At 47.5% G+C, this 20,320-nt stretch carries 9 protein-coding genes; 7 read left to right on the forward strand and 2 right to left on the reverse strand.

Features of this window, described 5'->3' with window-relative positions:
• The first annotated feature begins 172 nt into the window (after positions 1-172).
• The 4 genes from BLQ88_RS10425 to BLQ88_RS10445 all read left to right on the forward strand — a co-directional run bounded on the left by BLQ88_RS10425 (position 173) and on the right by BLQ88_RS10445 (position 10,044).
• The gene (locus BLQ88_RS10425) at positions 173-7,105 is read left to right on the forward strand and encodes a DUF7948 domain-containing protein (protein WP_090149024.1); all 6,933 of its coding nucleotides are present in this window, start codon (positions 173-175) and stop codon (positions 7,103-7,105) included.
• 84 nt (positions 7,106-7,189) lie between these two features.
• A complete protein-coding gene (locus tag BLQ88_RS10430; RefSeq protein ID WP_090149026.1) occupies positions 7,190-7,816 on the forward strand; it encodes a response regulator transcription factor in 627 nt (208 codons plus the stop codon).
• A gap of 1,215 nt (positions 7,817-9,031) precedes the next feature.
• The gene (locus BLQ88_RS37025; RefSeq protein WP_090149029.1) at positions 9,032-9,526 is read left to right on the forward strand and encodes a serine integrase family protein; all 495 of its coding nucleotides are present in this window, start codon (positions 9,032-9,034) and stop codon (positions 9,524-9,526) included.
• Positions 9,527-9,777: 251 nt separating this feature from the next.
• Positions 9,778-10,044 carry a T9SS type A sorting domain-containing protein gene (locus BLQ88_RS10445; RefSeq protein ID WP_176884965.1) on the forward strand — a complete coding sequence of 89 codons (267 nt, stop codon included), beginning with the start codon at positions 9,778-9,780 and terminating at the stop codon, positions 10,042-10,044.
• 97 nt (positions 10,045-10,141) lie between these two features.
• Here the strand turns inward: BLQ88_RS10445 and BLQ88_RS10450 are convergent, their stop codons facing one another.
• A complete protein-coding gene (locus BLQ88_RS10450) occupies positions 10,142-14,866 on the reverse strand; it encodes an ATP-binding protein (protein ID WP_090149032.1) in 4,725 nt (1,574 codons plus the stop codon).
• 1,359 nt (positions 14,867-16,225) lie between these two features.
• On the opposite strand from BLQ88_RS10450, the gene BLQ88_RS10460 reads away from it, so the two are divergent.
• From BLQ88_RS10460 to BLQ88_RS10470, 3 genes are all read left to right on the forward strand, one after another.
• Positions 16,226-16,771, forward strand: coding sequence for a carboxymuconolactone decarboxylase family protein (locus tag BLQ88_RS10460; RefSeq protein ID WP_090149788.1), 546 nt, complete (start codon positions 16,226-16,228; stop codon positions 16,769-16,771).
• Between the two features lie 24 nt (positions 16,772-16,795).
• On the forward strand, positions 16,796-17,731 hold the full coding sequence (locus BLQ88_RS10465) for an NADP-dependent oxidoreductase (protein WP_090149033.1): 936 nt from the start codon (positions 16,796-16,798) through the stop codon (positions 17,729-17,731).
• 85 nt (positions 17,732-17,816) lie between these two features.
• Positions 17,817-18,707, forward strand: coding sequence for a helix-turn-helix domain-containing protein (locus tag BLQ88_RS10470; protein ID WP_090149791.1), 891 nt, complete (start codon positions 17,817-17,819; stop codon positions 18,705-18,707).
• 267 nt (positions 18,708-18,974) lie between these two features.
• Here the strand turns inward: BLQ88_RS10470 and BLQ88_RS10475 are convergent, their stop codons facing one another.
• Positions 18,975-20,195 (reverse strand): MFS transporter, encoded by a 1,221-nt coding sequence (locus tag BLQ88_RS10475; RefSeq protein ID WP_090149035.1) that lies wholly within the window; start codon positions 20,193-20,195, stop codon positions 18,975-18,977.
• Positions 20,196-20,320: the final 125 nt, after the last annotated feature.

A 20,320-nucleotide genomic window follows, 5' to 3' on the forward strand; every position in this document is an offset into this window, starting at 1 on the left:
CAGCAGTGTAAACTACCCGGGTCAGGGGTTACGTATAGATATTACCGTTTTCTATTTCATGTGGCGTCGGACGAGTATTACGCTATACACACCTGCCCTTTTTAATCCCCATACATTTATGAATACCCACTAGCATTCCCCAAAAATCAGTTTAATTCAAATCCAAACTTCTATGCAAAGAAGATTATTACTTTCGCTGGTCATCAGCGGCTGGACTTCCTTTGCCGTTTGCGCCCAAAAACCGGCATTGCCGGAACCGCCGCGCATAGGCAAAACAGCCATCGATGTGCCAAACACATCCTCAAAGTCTGTCAACGCATACCGCGCAGGCTTTATCGAAAACAAAGGTCAGCTCGTCGATCAGGACGGGAAGCCGAACAGCGGGGTAAAATACCTGCTCCAAAATGGTCCGCTCAAGGTGCAGCTGCGGCATAGCGGTTTCAGTTACGATACCCATCTCCGCCAAAATGAACACTCGGGCAAGTTTCACCGCGTGGATATCGAGCTGGTAGGAGCTAATCCACACGCGGCACTGGCCGCCGACCAGCCCGGCCCCGCAGTGAGCAACGTGATTAATGAGCGTGGAGAATTCCGGGATGTCCGCGATTTTCAACGCGTTACTTATACGGGTATTTACCCGGGGATCGATCTAGAATTTGTCGCGGATCCGAAATCGGGCAAGCAAGTAGAATATAATTTCATCGTGCATCCCGGCGCCGATCCCGCGCGCATTCAGCTGCGCTACCGTGGCAGCAAAAAAGTGGCCCTCAACCACGGACGCATTGTCATGGAAACCGGTAACGGCCCATTGCGGGAGCATATCCCGGCTAGCTGGGTAGGGAGCAACCGTAAGCCGCTGGAAGTGTCTTACAAAAATTTGGGGCAAAACCTGTTTGCATTTCAGGTTCCAGCCTACGACAAACGCCAGACGCTCGTTATCGATCCTTCACCCAACCTGGAATGGGCAACGTATTACGGTGGGGCGGGTTCTGATGCCATCACGGCCATCGACACCGATGAAAGCGGTAACGTGTACGCGGTGGGAACCACTTCCAGTACCGCTAATATCGCATCTAATGGCGCTCATCAGGGTACTTTGGCGGGTGGAAACGATTTCTTTATCGCCAAATTCAACGGCGCGGGAGTACGGCAGTGGGCCACCTATTATGGCGGGCCTAATGCGGAACAGGCTTATGCGATTGCCGTCCGGAATGGCCAGGTTTATATCGGTGGGGAGTCGAATAGCGAAGGGCTGGCGACAGCCGGGGCACATCAGGCGAGTTATAATGTTGATAACCAACTGACGGGCACCAATGTAGAAATACCGTTCCTGGCAAAGTTCGATGCCGCAACTGGTCAACGGACGTGGGCCAGTTACTATGGAGGAGCGGGAACCAATATTCATGGCGGATTTATTGAAAATATCAAGGTTGACGCGCAAGGTAATTTGTATGCGCTTGGTGGAAGTTCCCTTAACATTTTCCCGTTACCCACTGCCCAACCCGGTGATATTGCCACGCCGGGTGCATTCCGGACGGACGGCGGGTGTAATACATCCTATCTGGTGAAGTTTAATGCTTCGGGCGTAAGACAATGGGGGACATTCATAGCTGGTCCGACCGAAAAAACGCTTTCATTGGGACCTGAATCGGGTCTGGCGCTGGATTTGGGGAGTGACGGTAACATTTATGTGGGCGGTTCTGGCACGAGCGAGACGGACGATGCCGGTTTCGCGTCGGGTGTTGGCGAGGGAGCCAATGTCCAAACGGGCTATATCGGTAAATTTAATGGCAGCACGGGTGCCAGGATATGGACCAGGTTTTTCAATTCCTCGGTTACCGGATTGAAAGTCGACGAGGCAAACGGAAGGCTTCACATGATGGGAAGCACCAATGCATCTTTCGGGATAGCCTCGCCCGGTGCATACCGTACCACCCTGGCAGCTGCCCGCGACGCGATATGGGTCAGCTTCGATTTGGCAGGCCATTACCTGAGCGGCACATACCTGGGGGCGATATCAACCGGAACGAACTATGCGAGGGCATTGGATGGCGCGTTGGATGGCCAGGGTAATTTGCTCATCATCGGGAGCTCGACCGCAAATGGAGGTGGGTTGGCCAGCGAATGTGCCTATCAGTCAACGCCTGGCGGAAGTGCAGATGTGTTCATTAACAAATTCAACATCGCTACCGGGCAAAGACTCTGGGGAACCTACTTTGGCGGCGCCGGAAATGAGGGAGGAACAACAACCGCTGGCCAATACGCCATGATGCCAAATACATCAAATATGGCACTGGCGAGCGACGGAGGCATTTTGCTCGGGTTCACGACGTTTAGTGCCGCCCTGGCCACCCCAGGTAGCCATCAGTCCGGATTGCAGGGAACATCGGACGGAATGATCGTCAAGTTCAACCAGAACGCATTGCCAGCCGACCTCTCGGTTTCGGCCAGCAACTTAACACCTATGTCGCAAAGTGCGTGCGTGCTGGGTATCCCCGGAGTGATTACGGGCAATACAGTAAGCATTACCGCACCGGCGGGCTATCGCAGCCAGCTGTATTTCCAATGGCAGAAAGCCGACGCGGCTACCGGCCCGTGGCAGGATATTCCAGGTGAAACATTCAGAAATTTACAGCCGGAAGCTTCGCAAACTACTGCCTATTATCGCCGTCTGGTTAAAATCTATGGCCAGGATTGCGCACTGACGCAGATCGATTCATCGCAGGTAGCAGAGGTAGTGATCGGCGCCAATGCGGCACCGGTGGCTAATGCGGATGGCCCGCAATGGTATGTTTGTGCCGCGCCCGCCAATACGGTTACCCTCAATGGCTCGGCGACGGGCGGGTCAGGTTCCTTTACTTATCAATGGTTCCAGGGGAGCACCAGCGATGGTACACCGCTGGCCACGAATGCTTCGTGGACAACCCCGGCCGTAACACAGGCGACCACGTATACATTGCAGGTGAGCGACGCAGCCGGATGTGTGGATATCGACCAGGTGACGATAGTACCTGCGGTAGCTGCCGCGGGCCCTGCTAAATCTGTCTGCCAAGGAACAGGCGGCGTACAAATCGGTACTGCGCCGGTGGTAAGTCCGATGGTATCTTATGCATGGACGCGCATTTCGGGCGACCCTATCACCACACTCAGCTGCACCACCTGTGCGCAACCAATCGCCAATCCGACCGTGACAACCGTATACCGTGTGACGGTAACGGTGCAGCGCAAGGGCGGCGGTACCTGTTCTTCGGTTTCCAACGTAACCGTGACTCCCGTTGCAGCACCTAACGGAACGGTCGCATTCGCAGGGGAAGACAAAACCATTTGCAAAAACAGTTCGGTAACGCTCGGCGGCACTGCCGACAATACATTTGCCTACACCTGGACTACCGGACAATATCTGAACAACTCGCAGGTGGCAAACCCTGTTTTCAATGCGGGTACTGCCGGTGTAACGGGAGGAGTGGCCAATTATACAGTTACCGCAGTGAAAACCGGCTGTACATTTACCGACCAGGTGAAAGTAGCCGTGCTCAATAACCGCATTTCCGATCAGGACGAAACCGTTTGCGGCCCTGTTTGGAGCAAACATATCGACGAAGACAATGCGCCGGGTACTACCTACGCCTGGAGCGTGGTTTCCGGAGGTGGCGCGGTGCTGCAAACTTCGGAAGGGGGCAAAAATGCCTACCTGAAAAGCAACACCGGTATTACTACTTTCCGCCGCACCGTGAGCCTGAATGGCGTACAATGCAGCGCGGATGTATCGGTACAGCCTTGCTCGGGTGGTCCGGGTTCGTGTGATTTCGAAATCGTGACGCTTTCGGGTCAGGGGTGTCCCAAAGTGTTCGGAGGAGCTGCATTGAAACTGGGCACCTCGCTGAGCAATGCATCCGACTATAATTTCTCATGGAGCCCGGCCAACCTGGTGGACAATGCCCGTGCAGCGACCGTTAACATTACTTCGACGGCGCAGGCGACCATTACGGTGACCATTACCAATAAATACGATGCATCTATCAGCTGTGTAAAAACGATTGCAATCAATCCGCCGGGCTGGGCCTTGCCGGTATTTACCGCGGAGGACAAATATGCCTGCGCAGGCACGCCGGTACGCATCGGCAGCACGCCGGTGGCAGGATTTGCCTACGAATGGACCCCGACTGCCGGCCTGGACAATGCAGCCATTGCCAACCCGTACGCGACGGTCAATACCAGTAGCCAATTCCGCATTCTGATCACTGAAACCGCTTCCGGTTGTAAAAGTCGGGATACCGTTATTGTAAATGTAGCCACCCCGGTAGCGGCCGCAGGCAACGACAGGACCGTTTGCAACGGAGCGACCATTACCTTAGGTTCCGCGGCACCGGCTGGTACCAACTGGCAATATGCCTGGACGCCGACCAATGCAGCATGGGCTAACGGTACCGGGCCGACGGATGCACAGCCTCAGGTGCAGTTCGCATCGGGCACACCGCAGACGTTCACATTGACAGTTACCGATCCGGCATCGGGCTGTACCGCGACGGACGAAGTGGTACTCAGTAACTCGGTAACTGCCGGCGAATACGCGGGAGCAGCGAAGATTACCTGCGAAGGTGAGGCGATCGAGCTGGGCAATGCAGCGGAGCCTTTTGCGCAGTACGAATGGTTTTTGGCAGATGGGGTTACGCCGGCTACCGGTTTGAGTAGCAACACAGCCGCTAATCCCACTGTGCTAAATCCTTCTACAACAACTACCTACGTAGTGAAAGTGAGCTATCCGGGCTGTGCAACACCAATCGCCGATCAGGTTGTGTTAACTGTAAACGCGGTTTCAGCTTTGGAACTGACCGACAAAACACTTTGTCCGGTAGGTCCGATCGAGATCGGTTACGGCGCCGCAGGTAACCCTGCCGCACCGGCGGGCGCCACTTACGCGTGGTCGCCTGCTACCGGATTGAGCAATGCTACTGCCGCGAACCCAACAGCGACCGTGACAGGCAAAACAGATTACATTGTAACCGTAACCCTGGCAAGCGGATGTGTTTTCAAAGACACAGTAACAGTTACCCCGACCGCCAATGCAGGCGTGGACGTAGCCGTTTGCCCCGGCGAATCGGTGGTGATCGGTACACCGGCCATCGACGGCGCTACTTATGCGTGGACCGGTGCCGGTGTTGTTGGTGCGAACACTGTTGCGCAGCCCACCGTGAAACCGACGACTACGACTACTTACACGGTGGCAGTGACTGTCAACGGCTGTACCACCACCGATCAGATCGTGGTTACCGTCAATACACCTGCGAATTTCAATATTACGGGTAGCACCGCTATTTGTGAAGGCGGTACGACGACCCTTTCAGTGGCCAATCCTGCCGTGGGAAGCACCTGGCAATGGACACCGGTTGCCGGTGTGGGGAGCCCTAACAGCCCTACCACGACGATTACCGGTTCGGGAACGCGCACCTATCGTTTAACCCAAACTATTACAGCGACCGGTTGCAGCAACTACAAGGAGGTGATAGTAGTAGTGAACCCAAACACGATTACGGCCACTGCCGGCGACCTGGTACTTTGCGCGGGTAGCACGGGTACATTGCCTCTGACTGTAACCTCAACGGGCGATTATTCTTATACATGGAGCCCCGCCACAGGCCTTTCCAACGCATTTGTAGCTAATCCGACAGTTACCGCCAATGCGGCCGGAGCTTACACCGTAACCGTGACCGACAATGTAGGCCAATGCCAGTTGGTGAGAACCGTGAATGTGACGATCAATGCGCCAGAGGCGTGTCTGGCGCCTGCAAACCTGTCGGGGAATGTGTTCCACGACGGTAACGGGCTGAAAGATGTGACGGTGAATGCAAGTAATGCGCAAACGTTGCCGAACGGACTTTACGTAACACTCGTGAATGCCAATGGAGCGGCCGTGAAAACGGTGGCGGTAAATGCGGATGGTACCTATGATTTCGGTGCGACTGCCGCGGGTACTTACAGCATCGTGTTGCACCAGAATGCGGCTGGCTCTACCAACGCTAACCTCCCCGACGGCTGGATCAACACCGGCGAAAATCTGGGTGCAGGCGTGGGCAGCGACGAAGCAGTAAACGGTATCCTGACCAATGTAGCAGTGGCAGGGCAGAATGTGAGCAATGCCAATTTCGGTATCCAGCAGCCACCATTGGCCGATTCGAAAGATTTCCTTATCGATCAGCCGGTGCCTAATGCCACCATTGCATTGAACGGCACACATTCCAGCGGAGGATCGGGCACATCGTCGCCCAACCAGCTGACCGGAAACGACACGGAAGATGGCACACTGAATGGTTCTGCCAAAAACCGTACGGTGGTGATCACGGCGTTGCCTGGCACGGCCGAGCTGTATTACAATGGTGCGCTCGTCACGCAAGGACAGGTGATTCCTAACTACGACCCGGCATTGATGGCCATCAAACTGACCGGCACGGGTTATACCAATGTTACCTTCGAATATGCTTACCTGGATGAGGCGGGCGAACAGTCGTCACCGGTGCCTTACACGGTACGCTGGGATGCTCCGCTTCCGGTGAAACTGGTGTCGTTCCTGGCAACCGCGCGTGAAAATGTGGTGGAATTGAGCTGGGTTACTGCCGGGGAAGCGAATAGCGACCGGTTCGAGGTGCAGCGCGGTGTCGACGGCAAGACGTGGACGGTGATTGGAAGCGTGAAGGCGGCAGGGGAGAGCGAGGTACGGAACGCGTACAGCTTTACCGATCACCAACCGGAGGTTGGCGCTAACGGCGGTCACCAGCCAGAGGCTGGCGCTATCGTATATCGCTTGAAAATGATCGACCGGGATAGCAGCTTTGCATTCAGCAGTATCCGCAGCGTGCGTTTCGACAGCAAGCTGGAAAGCAGCATTTATCCAAACCCGGTAGCGACAACGCTCAACCTCAAAGTGACCAGCTGGAGTCAGGTCAAATCGGTTCGTATCGATAACCTCTCGGGTATCAGGGTTTATGGTTCAGGACCGGTAGAATCAGGCAGTATCGATGTCTCTCGGCTTGAATCAGGAGTTTATATAGTTCACATAACGCACACGGACGGATCTGTTCACACACACAAGTTCGTCCACATTCAATAGGAGCATGTACGGTTGCCCGTTCGTTACGGGCAACCGTCATTTTTTTACTACACCAATTCATAAGCTATAACCCACGATTTACCTATGAAAATCCTCGTGATCGACGGCCATCCACTCATGCGGGCGGCCATTAAACGGGAAGTGAAAGACCACAAACCACAGGCCAGGGTGATGCTCGCGGCGCAGCTGGAAGAAGCCATGAATGTGATTGAAAACCAGTCTTTTGATATGACGATTATTGAAATAGGCATTCCCGGCGCGGGTATGCAAACGATCCGCGAAATGCGCGCGACGGGGCGGGTAGGTAAGATATTGGTCTATTCGTCGATGAGCGAGGCTACTTATGCGCTCCCGGCGGTTTCTTCCGGTGCACATGGCTTTCTGTCCAAACAAGCGTCCGGCGACGAGTTGCGGATCGCGATCGATATGGTGCTCGAATCGAAAACCTATTTCAGTACAACAATACAGGAACGACTACTCTCGCAAATAATATCGAATGTAAGTTCTTCAGATCACAATCCTTTACAGGCATTATCGGCCCGGGAAAGACTTGTAATGCCACTCCTGCTGGATGGAAGTAAAGTGTTTGCTATAGCTAAAATGCTAGAACTAAAGGAAAGTACAATTAGTACTATAAAAGCAAACATTTACAAAAAACTCAAAGTAAAAAATATCGTCGATTTGTCGGAAAAAATGAAGATGCTTGGTTGACGCAATTCCAAGCGGATATGATATCGGACCATAGGAATACTGTCGGGGCAAACTGAAATATGAACGTACTTTTGAGCCTCGTTTGTTAATGGGTTTGATTCAGTTTGTCCGCTATTTGGGCATAGGTAATATCTTTACTACGGTACAGCGCGGCCAGTTCAGTTGCCTGCATATTGGCCTTGCGTGTTCCAGCATTGTCTATCCTTGTAACTTATCCTTTCTGAATTGCCTGTAAGGTCAATTCTCGGGTTTACAGAGGCCGAACCCTTGCGCTTTCTTTTGAGCTATTACAGCGCCTATGCTTGGATACGGAGCACATGTAGAACACCGTAGCTGGTGTATTGAGAATTTTGTTTTCCAAATATGCTCGTCCGAACCCTTTGTATAAACCAGCTTGTCGCCCTGAACAATGCCAGCAGCGCAGCCTGGCGCATCATCTGTATTCCATTTGGCAAACAGCTGCTCGAGCGTTAATGTCAGGCTACCAGGTTGAATTTGTGCGCACACAGAAGCCGGATAATAGAGTGCGCTAATCGGAAGGATTTGGGTAAAGACCGCAAATGGAGTTTTTGTATTCACACAGCCAAAAATAAAACTAGCCAAATTTTATCTTGCCAAGATCGGCTTTAATCCAGTGTAGTAGCTATATGATCAAATGCGAAGAAAGGCGGCAGAACCCCAATGCTCAAAAGATCCGCTACATGGACTTCCCATTAACGGTGACTAAACGAAGTTTCCGCCACTCAAAAGGGTAACGGTTGACATTTTCTAAGATTCTATTTAACATAAGAAAAGTTATACAACAAAAGTAAAATATAATTATTGTAACCACATCATGACCAGAACGGTATATATGTTATCTTTTTCATAGAAATTATATTTACGAAACACTTCGTAACATGTGGACTGGTTTTAAGATTCTAACATTTAGAATTTGCCTTTAAATAGTCTCCCGTAGCGTGCAAGAATTATGTTGCGCTTAATTCTACAATTCATCATATCATTCGTCTGAATGAGCAACCGCTCTTTCGTACTTTTTCGATTTGTTAAGGTGCAAACGAGGCGAATGACTGGTGCGGATGTTCAATTTTGAACAGTTTGGTCGTTTTGGGATCTTCTGTCGGTTAGTAATTGGTTATTAATCAGTGTCTTATGAAATGGAACAGTTATTTACCAATATGCTTTAATCTGGTTGATATACACTTTTAGATTAGTATGGTTGAAATATTTCAGAATATTAGAAAAATCTATGACTTCGCGACACCCAGCGAAGAATTAGGCGACTTTATCGAGTTTTACGCTGAATCCTCACAAGAATTGACCAGACAACATATTACAAGCGAAAGTTTTACAGTAAAGATGTTCCCCGCATGGACACCCACATTCTATATAAACCTGGGCGTGCCTTATGGAATTGATTTAGGCGGACGCTCTGTGTTTGCAGAAAATGAACGGGAGATTTTGATGGAAAGGACATTAGCAGGAATGGAAGCTGCCCGCGCAAGGGGCCGAGTTGGAGGCAGGCCAAAAGGTCTTACGAAGAAGTCTAAGGAGTTAGCAAGCTTAGCTGCGATTTTATACCAAAGCAAAAAATACACGACGAAACAGATCTGCGATCAACTGAAGATAGGGAGTAAGGCCACTTTGTATAATTATCTCAGGCATGAAGGAATAGAGATAGAGGGCTGGGCGAGGTCAAAAAAGGAGTAGCAGACACTACTTATCACCTCGTAATTCATTGCGGCCCACAAAAATTCTAATACTGTAATTTTCGTCTGTTTCTGTCGTAATGTCATTGCCGTATATGTCTTGATAGATAAAGCAGACAACTGGCCAGTCAGTCTTAAACAACGCCATAAGATTTACTTTTTGCGATTCCCATTGTAAAAGGGGCAACTTATTATTATCGGTTAAAACAAAAAGATTTTGACGGAACGACCGAGCTCTCACGGATTATTGCGGTGAAAGTTCCAGGCGAAACAAGCAGCTATGCCGTTTACCCCAATCCTGCTTCTGGAAAGTTCACTTTCTCGGCCGCGGATGCCAATATCAGCTCACTCAAAATGTTCAGCATCACAGGTTACCCGGTCGGCATTCGCGCCAAACAGGCCGGTGCTGACAATAGCTGGGATATTGAAACCAAAACAACTGTAGCGCCTGGTCTGTACTACATTCAGTTTACAACCGGCCAGGGTGCTCAGGAAACGCTTAGGATGATTATCCGGTAAGCGCAAAGATTTTCAGCAACAAACCAAAACCAAACGCAAAACGGTCCTGAATTCGGGGCCGTTTTTGTTGTCTAAAAATCAGTATTTCAAACAAAACTCAGGCATGACCAATGAAAGTGCTGTATTTGTACATGTTGGCTTTATGAAGATCGGCTTTCAAATATTTGATTGCTTTCCGCACAGTTCCGGAGCTTATTTTTTGTCTCTCCAATGCCGCGCCGAAGTGATACAGGTTATCGTTAAAATCGTCTTCCAGATAAATTAAATTATTCATTCTGTTGCGATAAATGCTTCCTTCCTTATGCATTTGAATGGCGAGATAATAAAACTGGACAGCCATCTGACTTTCCGTCAAAGCATCCAGCGTAATGCTATCCTGGTAGCCGAGTAAGTCATGCAATTTGCGCTCGACTTTGTTTCCAAGACCGCGTTCATTCGCAATGATATAACAGAGATGAAGGTGTTTAAGCCACATCCCCAGATCCTGATGAACCTTCGCCAGGAATGCATAGCTGAGAATGTAATTATGGCCGAAAGTATCCAGCGTACGTTTCATTTGCGTGAGGTTAAATACGGAATTGACAACGATATCCAAATAATCATCAAACCAGTTGCATTTGTCAAGGCTTTTTTTGAGTTTGGTAATCAGGTTTTTGATGCGCGCTTCATTCTCCGGTCTGGCTGAAGGATGAAATGTGCCGGGTTTTTTTAAATCGTATAATTTACTGGCGTGGAAATAGTCGTTTTCCCAATGTGAATCTTTTCCGAAGAGTTGAAATAAATAAGTCTGTCCCGATCCCTGATCATTAACGGTATATTGCAGATTGATGAGTTCCGACAGATAGTTATTCAGAATATGATAGTTAATCCTGGTATGTAGTTCCAGTTCCATCAATCGGGTGATCTGGTGGCTGATGCTGTTGTAGGGAGAAAGTAATTTATGCTCTGGAATTTCACGGAAATAAGTTTTTAACGATTGAAAAACGCACGAGTTTAACTTGGTAGGCATTTTGAGATACTTGATCTTCAAGAGTGCATAGGCCAGTATCGTTTCTTTAGTGTCAGGATTGTTGGACAAATTGGCGTAAAGCTCGTTTGAATAATCATGAGGCGTCCGATAAGTGTTAATATCAAAGTAGCGTTTGAATTTGGTTAATTGTGGCCGGTCAGAAGAATGACTCATTAGGCTTGATAATTCCAATATTCGCCGAATTACATTTGATTCCAGACAGAGTAATACTGAATACACGGATGTCTGCGGATCAGATTTCAGTTTTACCACCCTTAATACATGAATTATCTTTCGAAGTTGGAAAACTGCATTAGATCGGTCCCCAGCTTCTAAATAGAACAATGCGGACAAATAATACAAATGAATAAGAAAACGTGGATGAAGGCCATGGTCAAAATCTTTCTTCATTACGTTTACTTTGTTGAGATACTCAACATAGAATCTATTCCGTGATTCAAAAATCTGGTCTTTCTTCGACTCCTCACCCTTCGGGAAATAGAAACAGCCAATTGCGTCGATGACTCGTATCGATTCCGTTTTAACGATTGGAAGTAAATAATCACCCATTTTCGCCAGGGCATGGCCTAAATTGCTGAGGCGGCGTGTATGCTGTAAACTTCTGTAAGTCGGTTCGTCTTCTGCTATTGGAGAAATCATTTTCCAGCTTGCACGTAATATTTCAGGTAATCCGTTTTTGCCGGTTCCTATCAAAGTTTTGATGGCGCTTTTGTAGTAAATGTAAGCGGACAAAGAGAGACGCGTATCAGTATTCACCGCTCGGGGATTTCTTAGCACATTAATTTCTTTCTCGCTCACGCTGATTAATTCGGAGTCAATGTGCGATGAAAAACATGATCGTGTATTATCAAATGCATCTTGTACCTTTTTTGCATCATTATTTGCCGATCTGCGATCCACATTTACCTGTTGTGGTAAAACCATATTTTTAAAATAAAGAGCGGTGCCAATCCCGCTGTAAAACGAGGACATAAGCATATCCCTGTTTTCATAATCATGTGTGAAACCTCCCAGTAACCTGAAAAATAGATTGACATTATGTTTGATTTTTTGAAAAGTCAAACCCTCCTGCAATTTCTCCTGCAAGTATAAAGTGGCAAGAAAAGCTTGCATGATAAGTCCCAGGAGTTCTCTGTAAATGAGTTGACGTTCGCTGTTTTTGGATTTCAGCAACTCACACCCTTTTTCTATTACACCCGCATAATGCCCCAGTGCATATTCATATGCTTTTATTTTTTCATATGTCAAACCTAATTTGAGTTTTAAAAGAATAAAGCTGATAATCTGGTTGGGCTGTTGAATGGGACTTTGAGTGAACATTTGCAAGGCGTCCTGATACGACACAATTGCGTCCTGATATTCTTCATCCTGGAACCGTACATCGCCGAGCAGCCTGTTCAGAAAAACAATGGAGATGATCGGGCTCGTTGCGTTCGACCCATTGTGCGCTGTTCGCAAATGCCGGATTTTGGCCTGCAAATGTGTTTTGATCGAGAATGTTTCGTCCAGTGTAAAGTTAAAAGCGGCTGCCTCGTCTTCGAATAATTTGGAAATGAATGTGATTTCGTTGTGCGTGCGGTCGTAGAACTTGTATTCATAAAGTCCGGATTCCGTTTTGCGGATATGATTTTGGGCAAGAAATGAAACCAGGTCTTCGAGGAATGGACGCGATATGGGTGTGCGGCTGGTGGCCAGAATTTCCGGGAGCAATTCCAGGTTTTGTGCAGAAAATGCAAAGGGGTGAAACTTGATTAAATTGTCGATCAGATATGAAATGGAAACAAGTGTATTATCACTATATCTTTTCATAAACGAACTGTTCATCGTCAGAAAAGGCTGGAATAAATAGGCCGTGTAACCCAGCTTGTATTGATCCAGGTATGAAAAATGAAGATAGTGTCTTCGCTTTTCATTCGAATGACTGGTGTAAACAATACTTTTCGACATTTCAGCAGGGTAAAACCGATAGTCCCTCTCTTTTAAATATTCTTCGAAATCGACCTCTTTGACATATTCTTCAAATAGTTTAGTGATTTTTTTAGGTGAGCCGTTGCTGCGATATACCAGATATCCCAGAAAGTTTTGCAGGGTAAAGATAATCTTGCGGGCTTCCTTGGTTTTTAAGATCCTTTCTTTGTCAGGAATTTTGTCCGGCGTGTTTTCTTTTTCTTTGTCAGCACTGTAGTTTTCGTCGGTCAGATACTTATAGTACTGCGTAAAAAAGTCATTTTGTTGGGTGTGATTTTTAAGAAGAATGCTTCGTAAAAATGTCTCGACCAGGCCTCCGATAGCCGCAACCTGGTTTTCACTGTCGGTCCTGTCTTTCAGAAAACTGTCGACGTAAATCACTTTATGAAATATACTGCTGATAGAAGACTGGCGGTCGGATATATCGGCTAATGCTGCTTCAAACATTTCCCGCCCGGCGATGAAAATGAATTTAGCCTCGGCTTCATTGATAAAATATTTGAGCGAAGCCAGAATATTCGTAATTAAATGACGCCGCTCACGGAGGTCGTTCAGGTAAGTGACTTTGCCGGCATTATCGTCTTTACCTGTTGCAACATGATCGGTAACATTGTCGAAATTCGGGTCTACTTTATCCAGCTCGTCAAATACAAAAATGTATTGATAATGTTTTTTAAGGTCGTCGATAATTTGTATCAGCTCATTTTCAATTTCACGGGGGTTGGCGATCGGATAAACTTTTTGATGTTTGTTAAAAAGAGAAGACAGGGATAGCGCAAAACTTTCCTGTAATTGATCTTCCTTGGTGATCTGGGCATTGCACCGATCCTGAAGCGTTTTTAGTTTTTCGTGTATTCGGGCTATGGGTACTTTTTTGTCGACAAATACGGGAATCTTCGATAGTAATTTTAACATTAATAAAATTAATAGCGCGGTAGCCACTATGATGGATAGACCCTGAAATGACAATACGGGATTCAAATCCGGGATTCCTCCCTTTTTATAATTCTTTAATATCCATTCTGAATTGCCGAAAAAGTCAGGCAGGACATTGTTGATCACGTACACAGCAGCTCCTGCCAGTCCCAGCATTGTGGCTATAGCTCCTGCCTTTATGCCAGGTTTCAGCGATGCGAGCTTTGTACTTGACCATGAAATTATTTTATGAAGAAACATGGCCAGGATAGCTGACAGAACCGCAATTCCTATCAGGTTTTCTATCACTGTCTTCGAATTGTCGGTGTTGTTTGCACTGACCAGGAAAAAGTTGGTTCCAATCAACAGGATCGTAATCAGCGGCCACAGCCAACCAAAGACGTTGACGAGGCTGGACCATCTGGCGATGTGGTATTGCTGGGTATTTTCCAGTCCGGTGATAATTTGATTGACGATATGTTTCAGGATATCAATGTCTTTCAATTGTGATTGCGCAAGACTGATGTAAAACTCCCTGATTTTACTATCTTCTTTTACCCGGAAAGTCGTTCCCCAAAACTTTCCAAGCCAACCTTTCGCATTTAAATTATCGATCGATTTTTTGTCTTTCAGCCGCCCGATTACCTGCTTTACAAAACTCGTCTTTCCCATGCCCCGGTAGCCGGTCACAAGGTAAACTCCCTTCCTGCTTTCGCTGCTCAGAATGTCCTGAAATGAATCAATAATTTGTTTCCGGCCTAAGAAACCCTCGTCGTTTTCCAGCGACTGGTGGCGATAACGATAACCGCCCGGAATTTGAAGAAAGATGTTTTTGATCTGTGAATTACTCGCGTAATCAAATGGCTCCTCGTCAACTTTTGATGGAGGATTAGGATTCACTGAGGACATGAACGATAGAGGATTAGTATTAAAATTTCAGGTTTTAATACTAAAAGGAGCTTTGGGTTACATTTACTTATTGTCCTCCTTGATCAATGGATACATATCGTTGGTATTGTGCCACAGTCATTTACAATGAGTTTTGATGTCCACTAATACTTTGATCGAGAGTGATTTTATATTTACCGGCAGCGTAATAACCCGCGCAACATAAACTGCATGATGCCCGCTTCTTATAATGACGAACAATTCCTTTCTGGCGGTGGTCAGATGGGTGAACTGATACGCTCGATGGACTGGTCGAAAAACGGCCCTTGGGCCTGTGAATGAATGGCCGCAAAGTTTGCGTACCAGTGTGAGCTTATGTTTGTCGTCGACCTTTCCGATCCTGATAGCCTGGGGACCTGAGTTGATCCAGATCTATAACGATAGCTATCGCCCCATTTGCGGAGCGAGACACCCTTCGGCGATGGGGCAGAATTTCAAGATTTGTTGGGAGACTGCATTGCCGGTGGTAGGCGCTGCTAGCGACGGTGGTCTAGGGAAAGCCGGTGGGAGACGTACTTTAAGTTAGAAGTGAGAGCGGGTAATTGACGCTCTCTCCGCTCGCAAACATTTATTTAACATAATGTAAGTTATACAACAAAAAATAAATGTAATATACTAATAAAAATAGAGGTTATCGATCGATAATATTGTATATTTTAATGATAACACTATTACGATACGTTTCGTAATTTGGGGACGATGTTTAGTCTGTCGTTTGTAGGAAATGGTTAAAATCTGCGCCAACTATTTTGGGGTATTGAAAAAGGAATCCATGCCCGGAATCTGGATATAAATTTAATTGTGCATTGGGTAGTAGCTTGAAAAGTGTGATCGAATTTTCGGTTGGCATCATAATATCATTTTTCCCGTTCGCGATCAGCACGGAAGTGTTTATGCTGTTATAGACCGTAGAATCCAATTTTTCATTACCCCAGCGTGAACGGGCAACGGCCTGGTTGGTTGCGGATTCTTTGCTTACTTGAATGTCTGGTTTGTTGGGTAGAAACTCTTTGTCGGTCTGTCTCCTCCCCTAATGTTAAATTGCGGCTGTCCGCAGTGTGGCATTTATTGGATTGGCTGGTGACTTGCCAGGTGATCAGGTGAAATCAGCATGCTAGTTCATGTGCCGCAACATTCTCTTTTTATCGGTAAAAGATGCAATAAGTTGGGAGTGAGATTCTCTCTCTCTTGACATAACTCCAAGTTATACATATGGTATGGTATTGCGGCGTATTTCTGTGCTATTATTCCGCTGATACGGGCTATTCTGCCCAAGGGTGGGCACATACCTTTGTTCTATCAAACAAGCAGAACAAAATCATGAGAACGATAGCAGTTCCCCAATTAGATACACTTGATCAGGACTCGCAGGATATCTTAGTCCAGGTCCAGAAAAAGATGGGCAAAGTCCCCAACCTTTATGCAACAATCGGTTATTCTTCATCGGCATTAAAATCCATGCTGGAAACCGACAATGCGCTTGCCCACGGCAGCAGCTTCTCGGCGAAAGAAAGAGAAGCCATCAACCTGATCGTTTCCCAAGTCAATGACTGTAACTACTGCCTTGCCGCCCATACAGCCCTGGCAAAAATGCGCGGCTTTTCCGAAGCGGAAACCATCCAGATCCGGAAGGCTGCCTATCCAACTGAAAAGCTAAATGCGGTGATCCTGCTCGCGCAATCCATTGCCGAAAACAAAGGCCAGGCTGGCCCGGATCTGTTGGATAGCTTTTTTGAACAAGGTTACAGTGAAAAAGCCTTGATCGAACTGATCGCATTAATTTCGCTGCGCACATTTACCAACTATGTTTACGCTAACACCAATATTCCTATCGATTTCCCGGCTGCCGGGCCGTTGGAGCAATAAACTATTAACAAACACATTCAAGAAATGAAAGCAATCGCATTAAAAGCGCCTGGGGGCGTAGAACAATTCGAATATATTGAAATTGAAAAACCGTCGCTCAGCGAAGGCGAGGTTTTGGTACAAGTTAAAGCCATCAGTATCAATCCTGTGGATACTAAAAGCCGGCAGGGAAAGGGGGTTTACGGAAGGATCAAAACCGAGCGGCCGCTGATCCTGGGATGGGATATTGCAGGTGTGGTCGCTGATACCAAATCAGACCAATTTAAAGTAGGGGATGCGGTTTTCGGAATGGTCAATTTCCCGGGCCATGGTAAAGCTTATGCGGAATATGTGGCTGCCCCTGCAAACCAACTTACATTAAAGCCGACCGATGTGAACTTTGAAGAAGCCGCCGCCGCAACGTTGGTAGCATTGACCGCCTGGCAGGCAGTGGTCCACAATGCCAAAGTACAAAGCGGACAAAAGGTATTGGTCCACGCTGCGGCGGGCGGGGTTGGGCATATCGCCGTGCAAATTGCCAAACATTTGGGAGCAGAAGTGACAGGAACTTCGTCACAAAAAAATAAAGCATTTGTGCAGCAGCTCGGCGCCGATCACCACATTGATTACCACAACTATGACTGGGTCGGGCATGGTGCAGAGTTTGATTTTGTGCTGGATACGATTGGCGGCGAAAACATCGACCATTCCATTGAAGTGACTAAACCAGGCGGCACAATTATCAGCATTCCTACAGGCATCAATGAACACGTAACCGAAAAGGCGAAGGAAAGAGGTATCAACGGTTATTTTATGCTGGTCAAATCAGACGGGGACGATATGGCACAAATCGCTTCACGGTTGGAAAAAGGCGTGATCAAACCGCACATTTACGAAACATATCCCTTCTCCCAAATGGCCGAAGCCCATACCCAACAGGAAACCGGCCGTACAGTAGGCAAAATCATTATTACCATGTAGATTGTTAAATCAATTATAAAAAAGCTGCTTGCTGCCCGGCCTGTTCCTGAGCCGGGCAGCAAGAAACGTATTTTGGGAAACGACTATGAAACATTTCAAGACACTCAGCGAATTGCATAAGGACAATGGCTGGGAGGCACCCGAAACACCGCTGTTCAGCCTGATCGGCTGTCAGCAATCGTGCCCGCTGGGCGACCGTGAATTTACGGTAGATGCTTATGTGGTGGCATTTAAAAAGTTAAAATCCGGTATAATCATGTATGGCCGTACGCCCTACGACCATACCAGCGGATCTATGTACTTTATGAAGCCCCGGCAAATTATTCAGCTAAAAGACCTGCATTTCGAGGAAGCGGGCTTTATGATCTTCATCCATGAGGATTACTTGAACGGGCACGTTCTGTTCCAAACATTAAAACAATACGGCTTCTTTGACTATGAGGTCAACGAAGCCTTGCATTTGTCGGCCAAAGAGGAAGCCACGATCCGGGACTTACAGGAGAAAATAATTACAGAGTACTTCAATAATCCAGACGAATACAGCCGTGAGATTATGCTGGGGCATGTGGCGTCGATTTTGATGTATGCCCAGCGGTTTTACAAAAGACAGTTCATCAACCGTACACAGCTCTCGGGCAAAACGGTAACGCGGTTCAATGAAGCTTTGCAAATTTACTTGCGCGACCAACTGTCGGAAAACGGTTTGCCTTCCGTGTCGTACATGGCCGACCAACTTTTTGTCTCACCCCGGTACCTGAGTGACCTTCTAAAACAGGAAACTGGAAAAACGGCATTAGAATTAATACACCTGGCATTGATCGGCGAAGCCAAAAACCTGCTGCGGTCGGCAGACCATGGTGTGGCTGAAATCGCATACCTGCTCGGGTTTGAAAATGCATCGTATTTTACGCGGCTGTTTAAGAAAGAAACCGGGATGAAACCACTCGAATTTCGAAAAACTTCGCGACCTAATTAGTGCCACCAAGTGTTAAACATTGCTAACTGCGAGCCTGAGCGATTAGTGGCGTTTGTATTACAAAGAACAAATTCAGCAATGAAAAGACCGTGCTGGTGGCGGGGACGTCATAGGAGTCCGGTTGGCAGGCAAGCCACTCCGTTCCTGCAAAATGGATGGGAACGTTATCCCGGTCAAGTATTTGCCTGATTAATAGCAGGAATTGAAAAGCATTAGAACATGTGGGAGTTGTCGGTCCGGATTCGTTGGGCAGGGTATAGGCATTGCTTAAGGATTTGAAATTTGGATTTGACGCCCTCTGAGATTAAACGATGCTTTCAGGAAGACGGGGATAACTAATGCCAAGCCGGTTATAATTATCAAATTAGCATACACAAGCGGCTCGGCACGGTCAATTCGTATCAAGTGTGTCAGCACAAAGTTGGTTAGCGAGCTAATCAGGTACACCCCTCCTCCTGTAATTCCGCTGGCTATTCCGGCATTTTGTGTAAACCTTTGCAGGCAATAGGCGTAGATAATATTGAAAATAAATCCGGAACCGACGTGCAGGGAGAAAGTGAACATGAGAAGAACAGGAAGGTTGTCGTTTAATCGGACCGCGGCAAGCATGGTCACAGCAAGAAGTAGCTGTAATGTCACCGCAACATATAGCTTTTGCCTAAGAGGGTAGTTCATAAGCAGCTTAGAAATGATGCCGCCACTCATCATTGCCGTACCGGAAAGCAGTGAACTGTATCCTGAAATGACCGGAGAAAATCCGTAAACATGTTCAATCACAAAGGGACTTGTCATCCCAAAAATGACGAGTAAAGCATAGCTGAGCCCAACAATAACAACGCCCAAGGCAAAATCGGCAGTCGTTAACATATTACCATAGGTTTTTATAATCGGCTTCCACTGGAATACTCTTAATTCCCTAAGACTTTCGCCAGAATAACTTAGTTCGAGGAAGAAAATTAATGTTGTGGCCAAAGAAAGAAAATAGAAACTTGCCTGCCATCCCCACTGGTTGTGCAAGTACCCGCCCACAAAGGGGGCAACGACGGGTGCAATCGCCCACACTATTGAAAACAAACTGGTATAGTGTTTAAGCTTTTCACCAGAATAGGAGTCCACAAAAAAAGCCCGTTTTCCAACTATAATCAAGGATACAGTGAGTCCTTGTAATACCCGCATAGCATAAATAACCTCGATCTGTCGGCTTATTGCAATCGCTACACTAGCTGCCGAAAAGACGACCAGTGAACCCATGCTGATCCGGTACCTACCAAAACTATCAAGCACGGCGCCTGCAAAAAACTGGCTAACGCCCAGGCTGACCATAAACAGCAGCAGTGATAGTTGTATCTGCCCGACCCCTACTCCCAAATCCGACGCCATAGATGGAAAGGATGGCAGATATATGTCGGTGGCAAACCCGCCGAGGGGGATCAGCATGAAGGCGAGTACCGCGCTGATGTCCAGGTGCTGTTCTTGCTGCTGCTTCATTGGCTTTTGATTTGGAGACCTTCCTGTAAAAATCCTTAAAGCACCTCAAATGGGAGTTGGCTAGATATGCCACATCCACTACGGCATTCCGGTCGGTGCTATTCGGAATTATGGGAAGGAATCGA

Source organism: Dyadobacter soli, from assembly GCF_900101885.1.
GTDB classification, from domain to species: Bacteria; Bacteroidota; Bacteroidia; order Cytophagales; family Spirosomataceae; genus Dyadobacter; species Dyadobacter soli.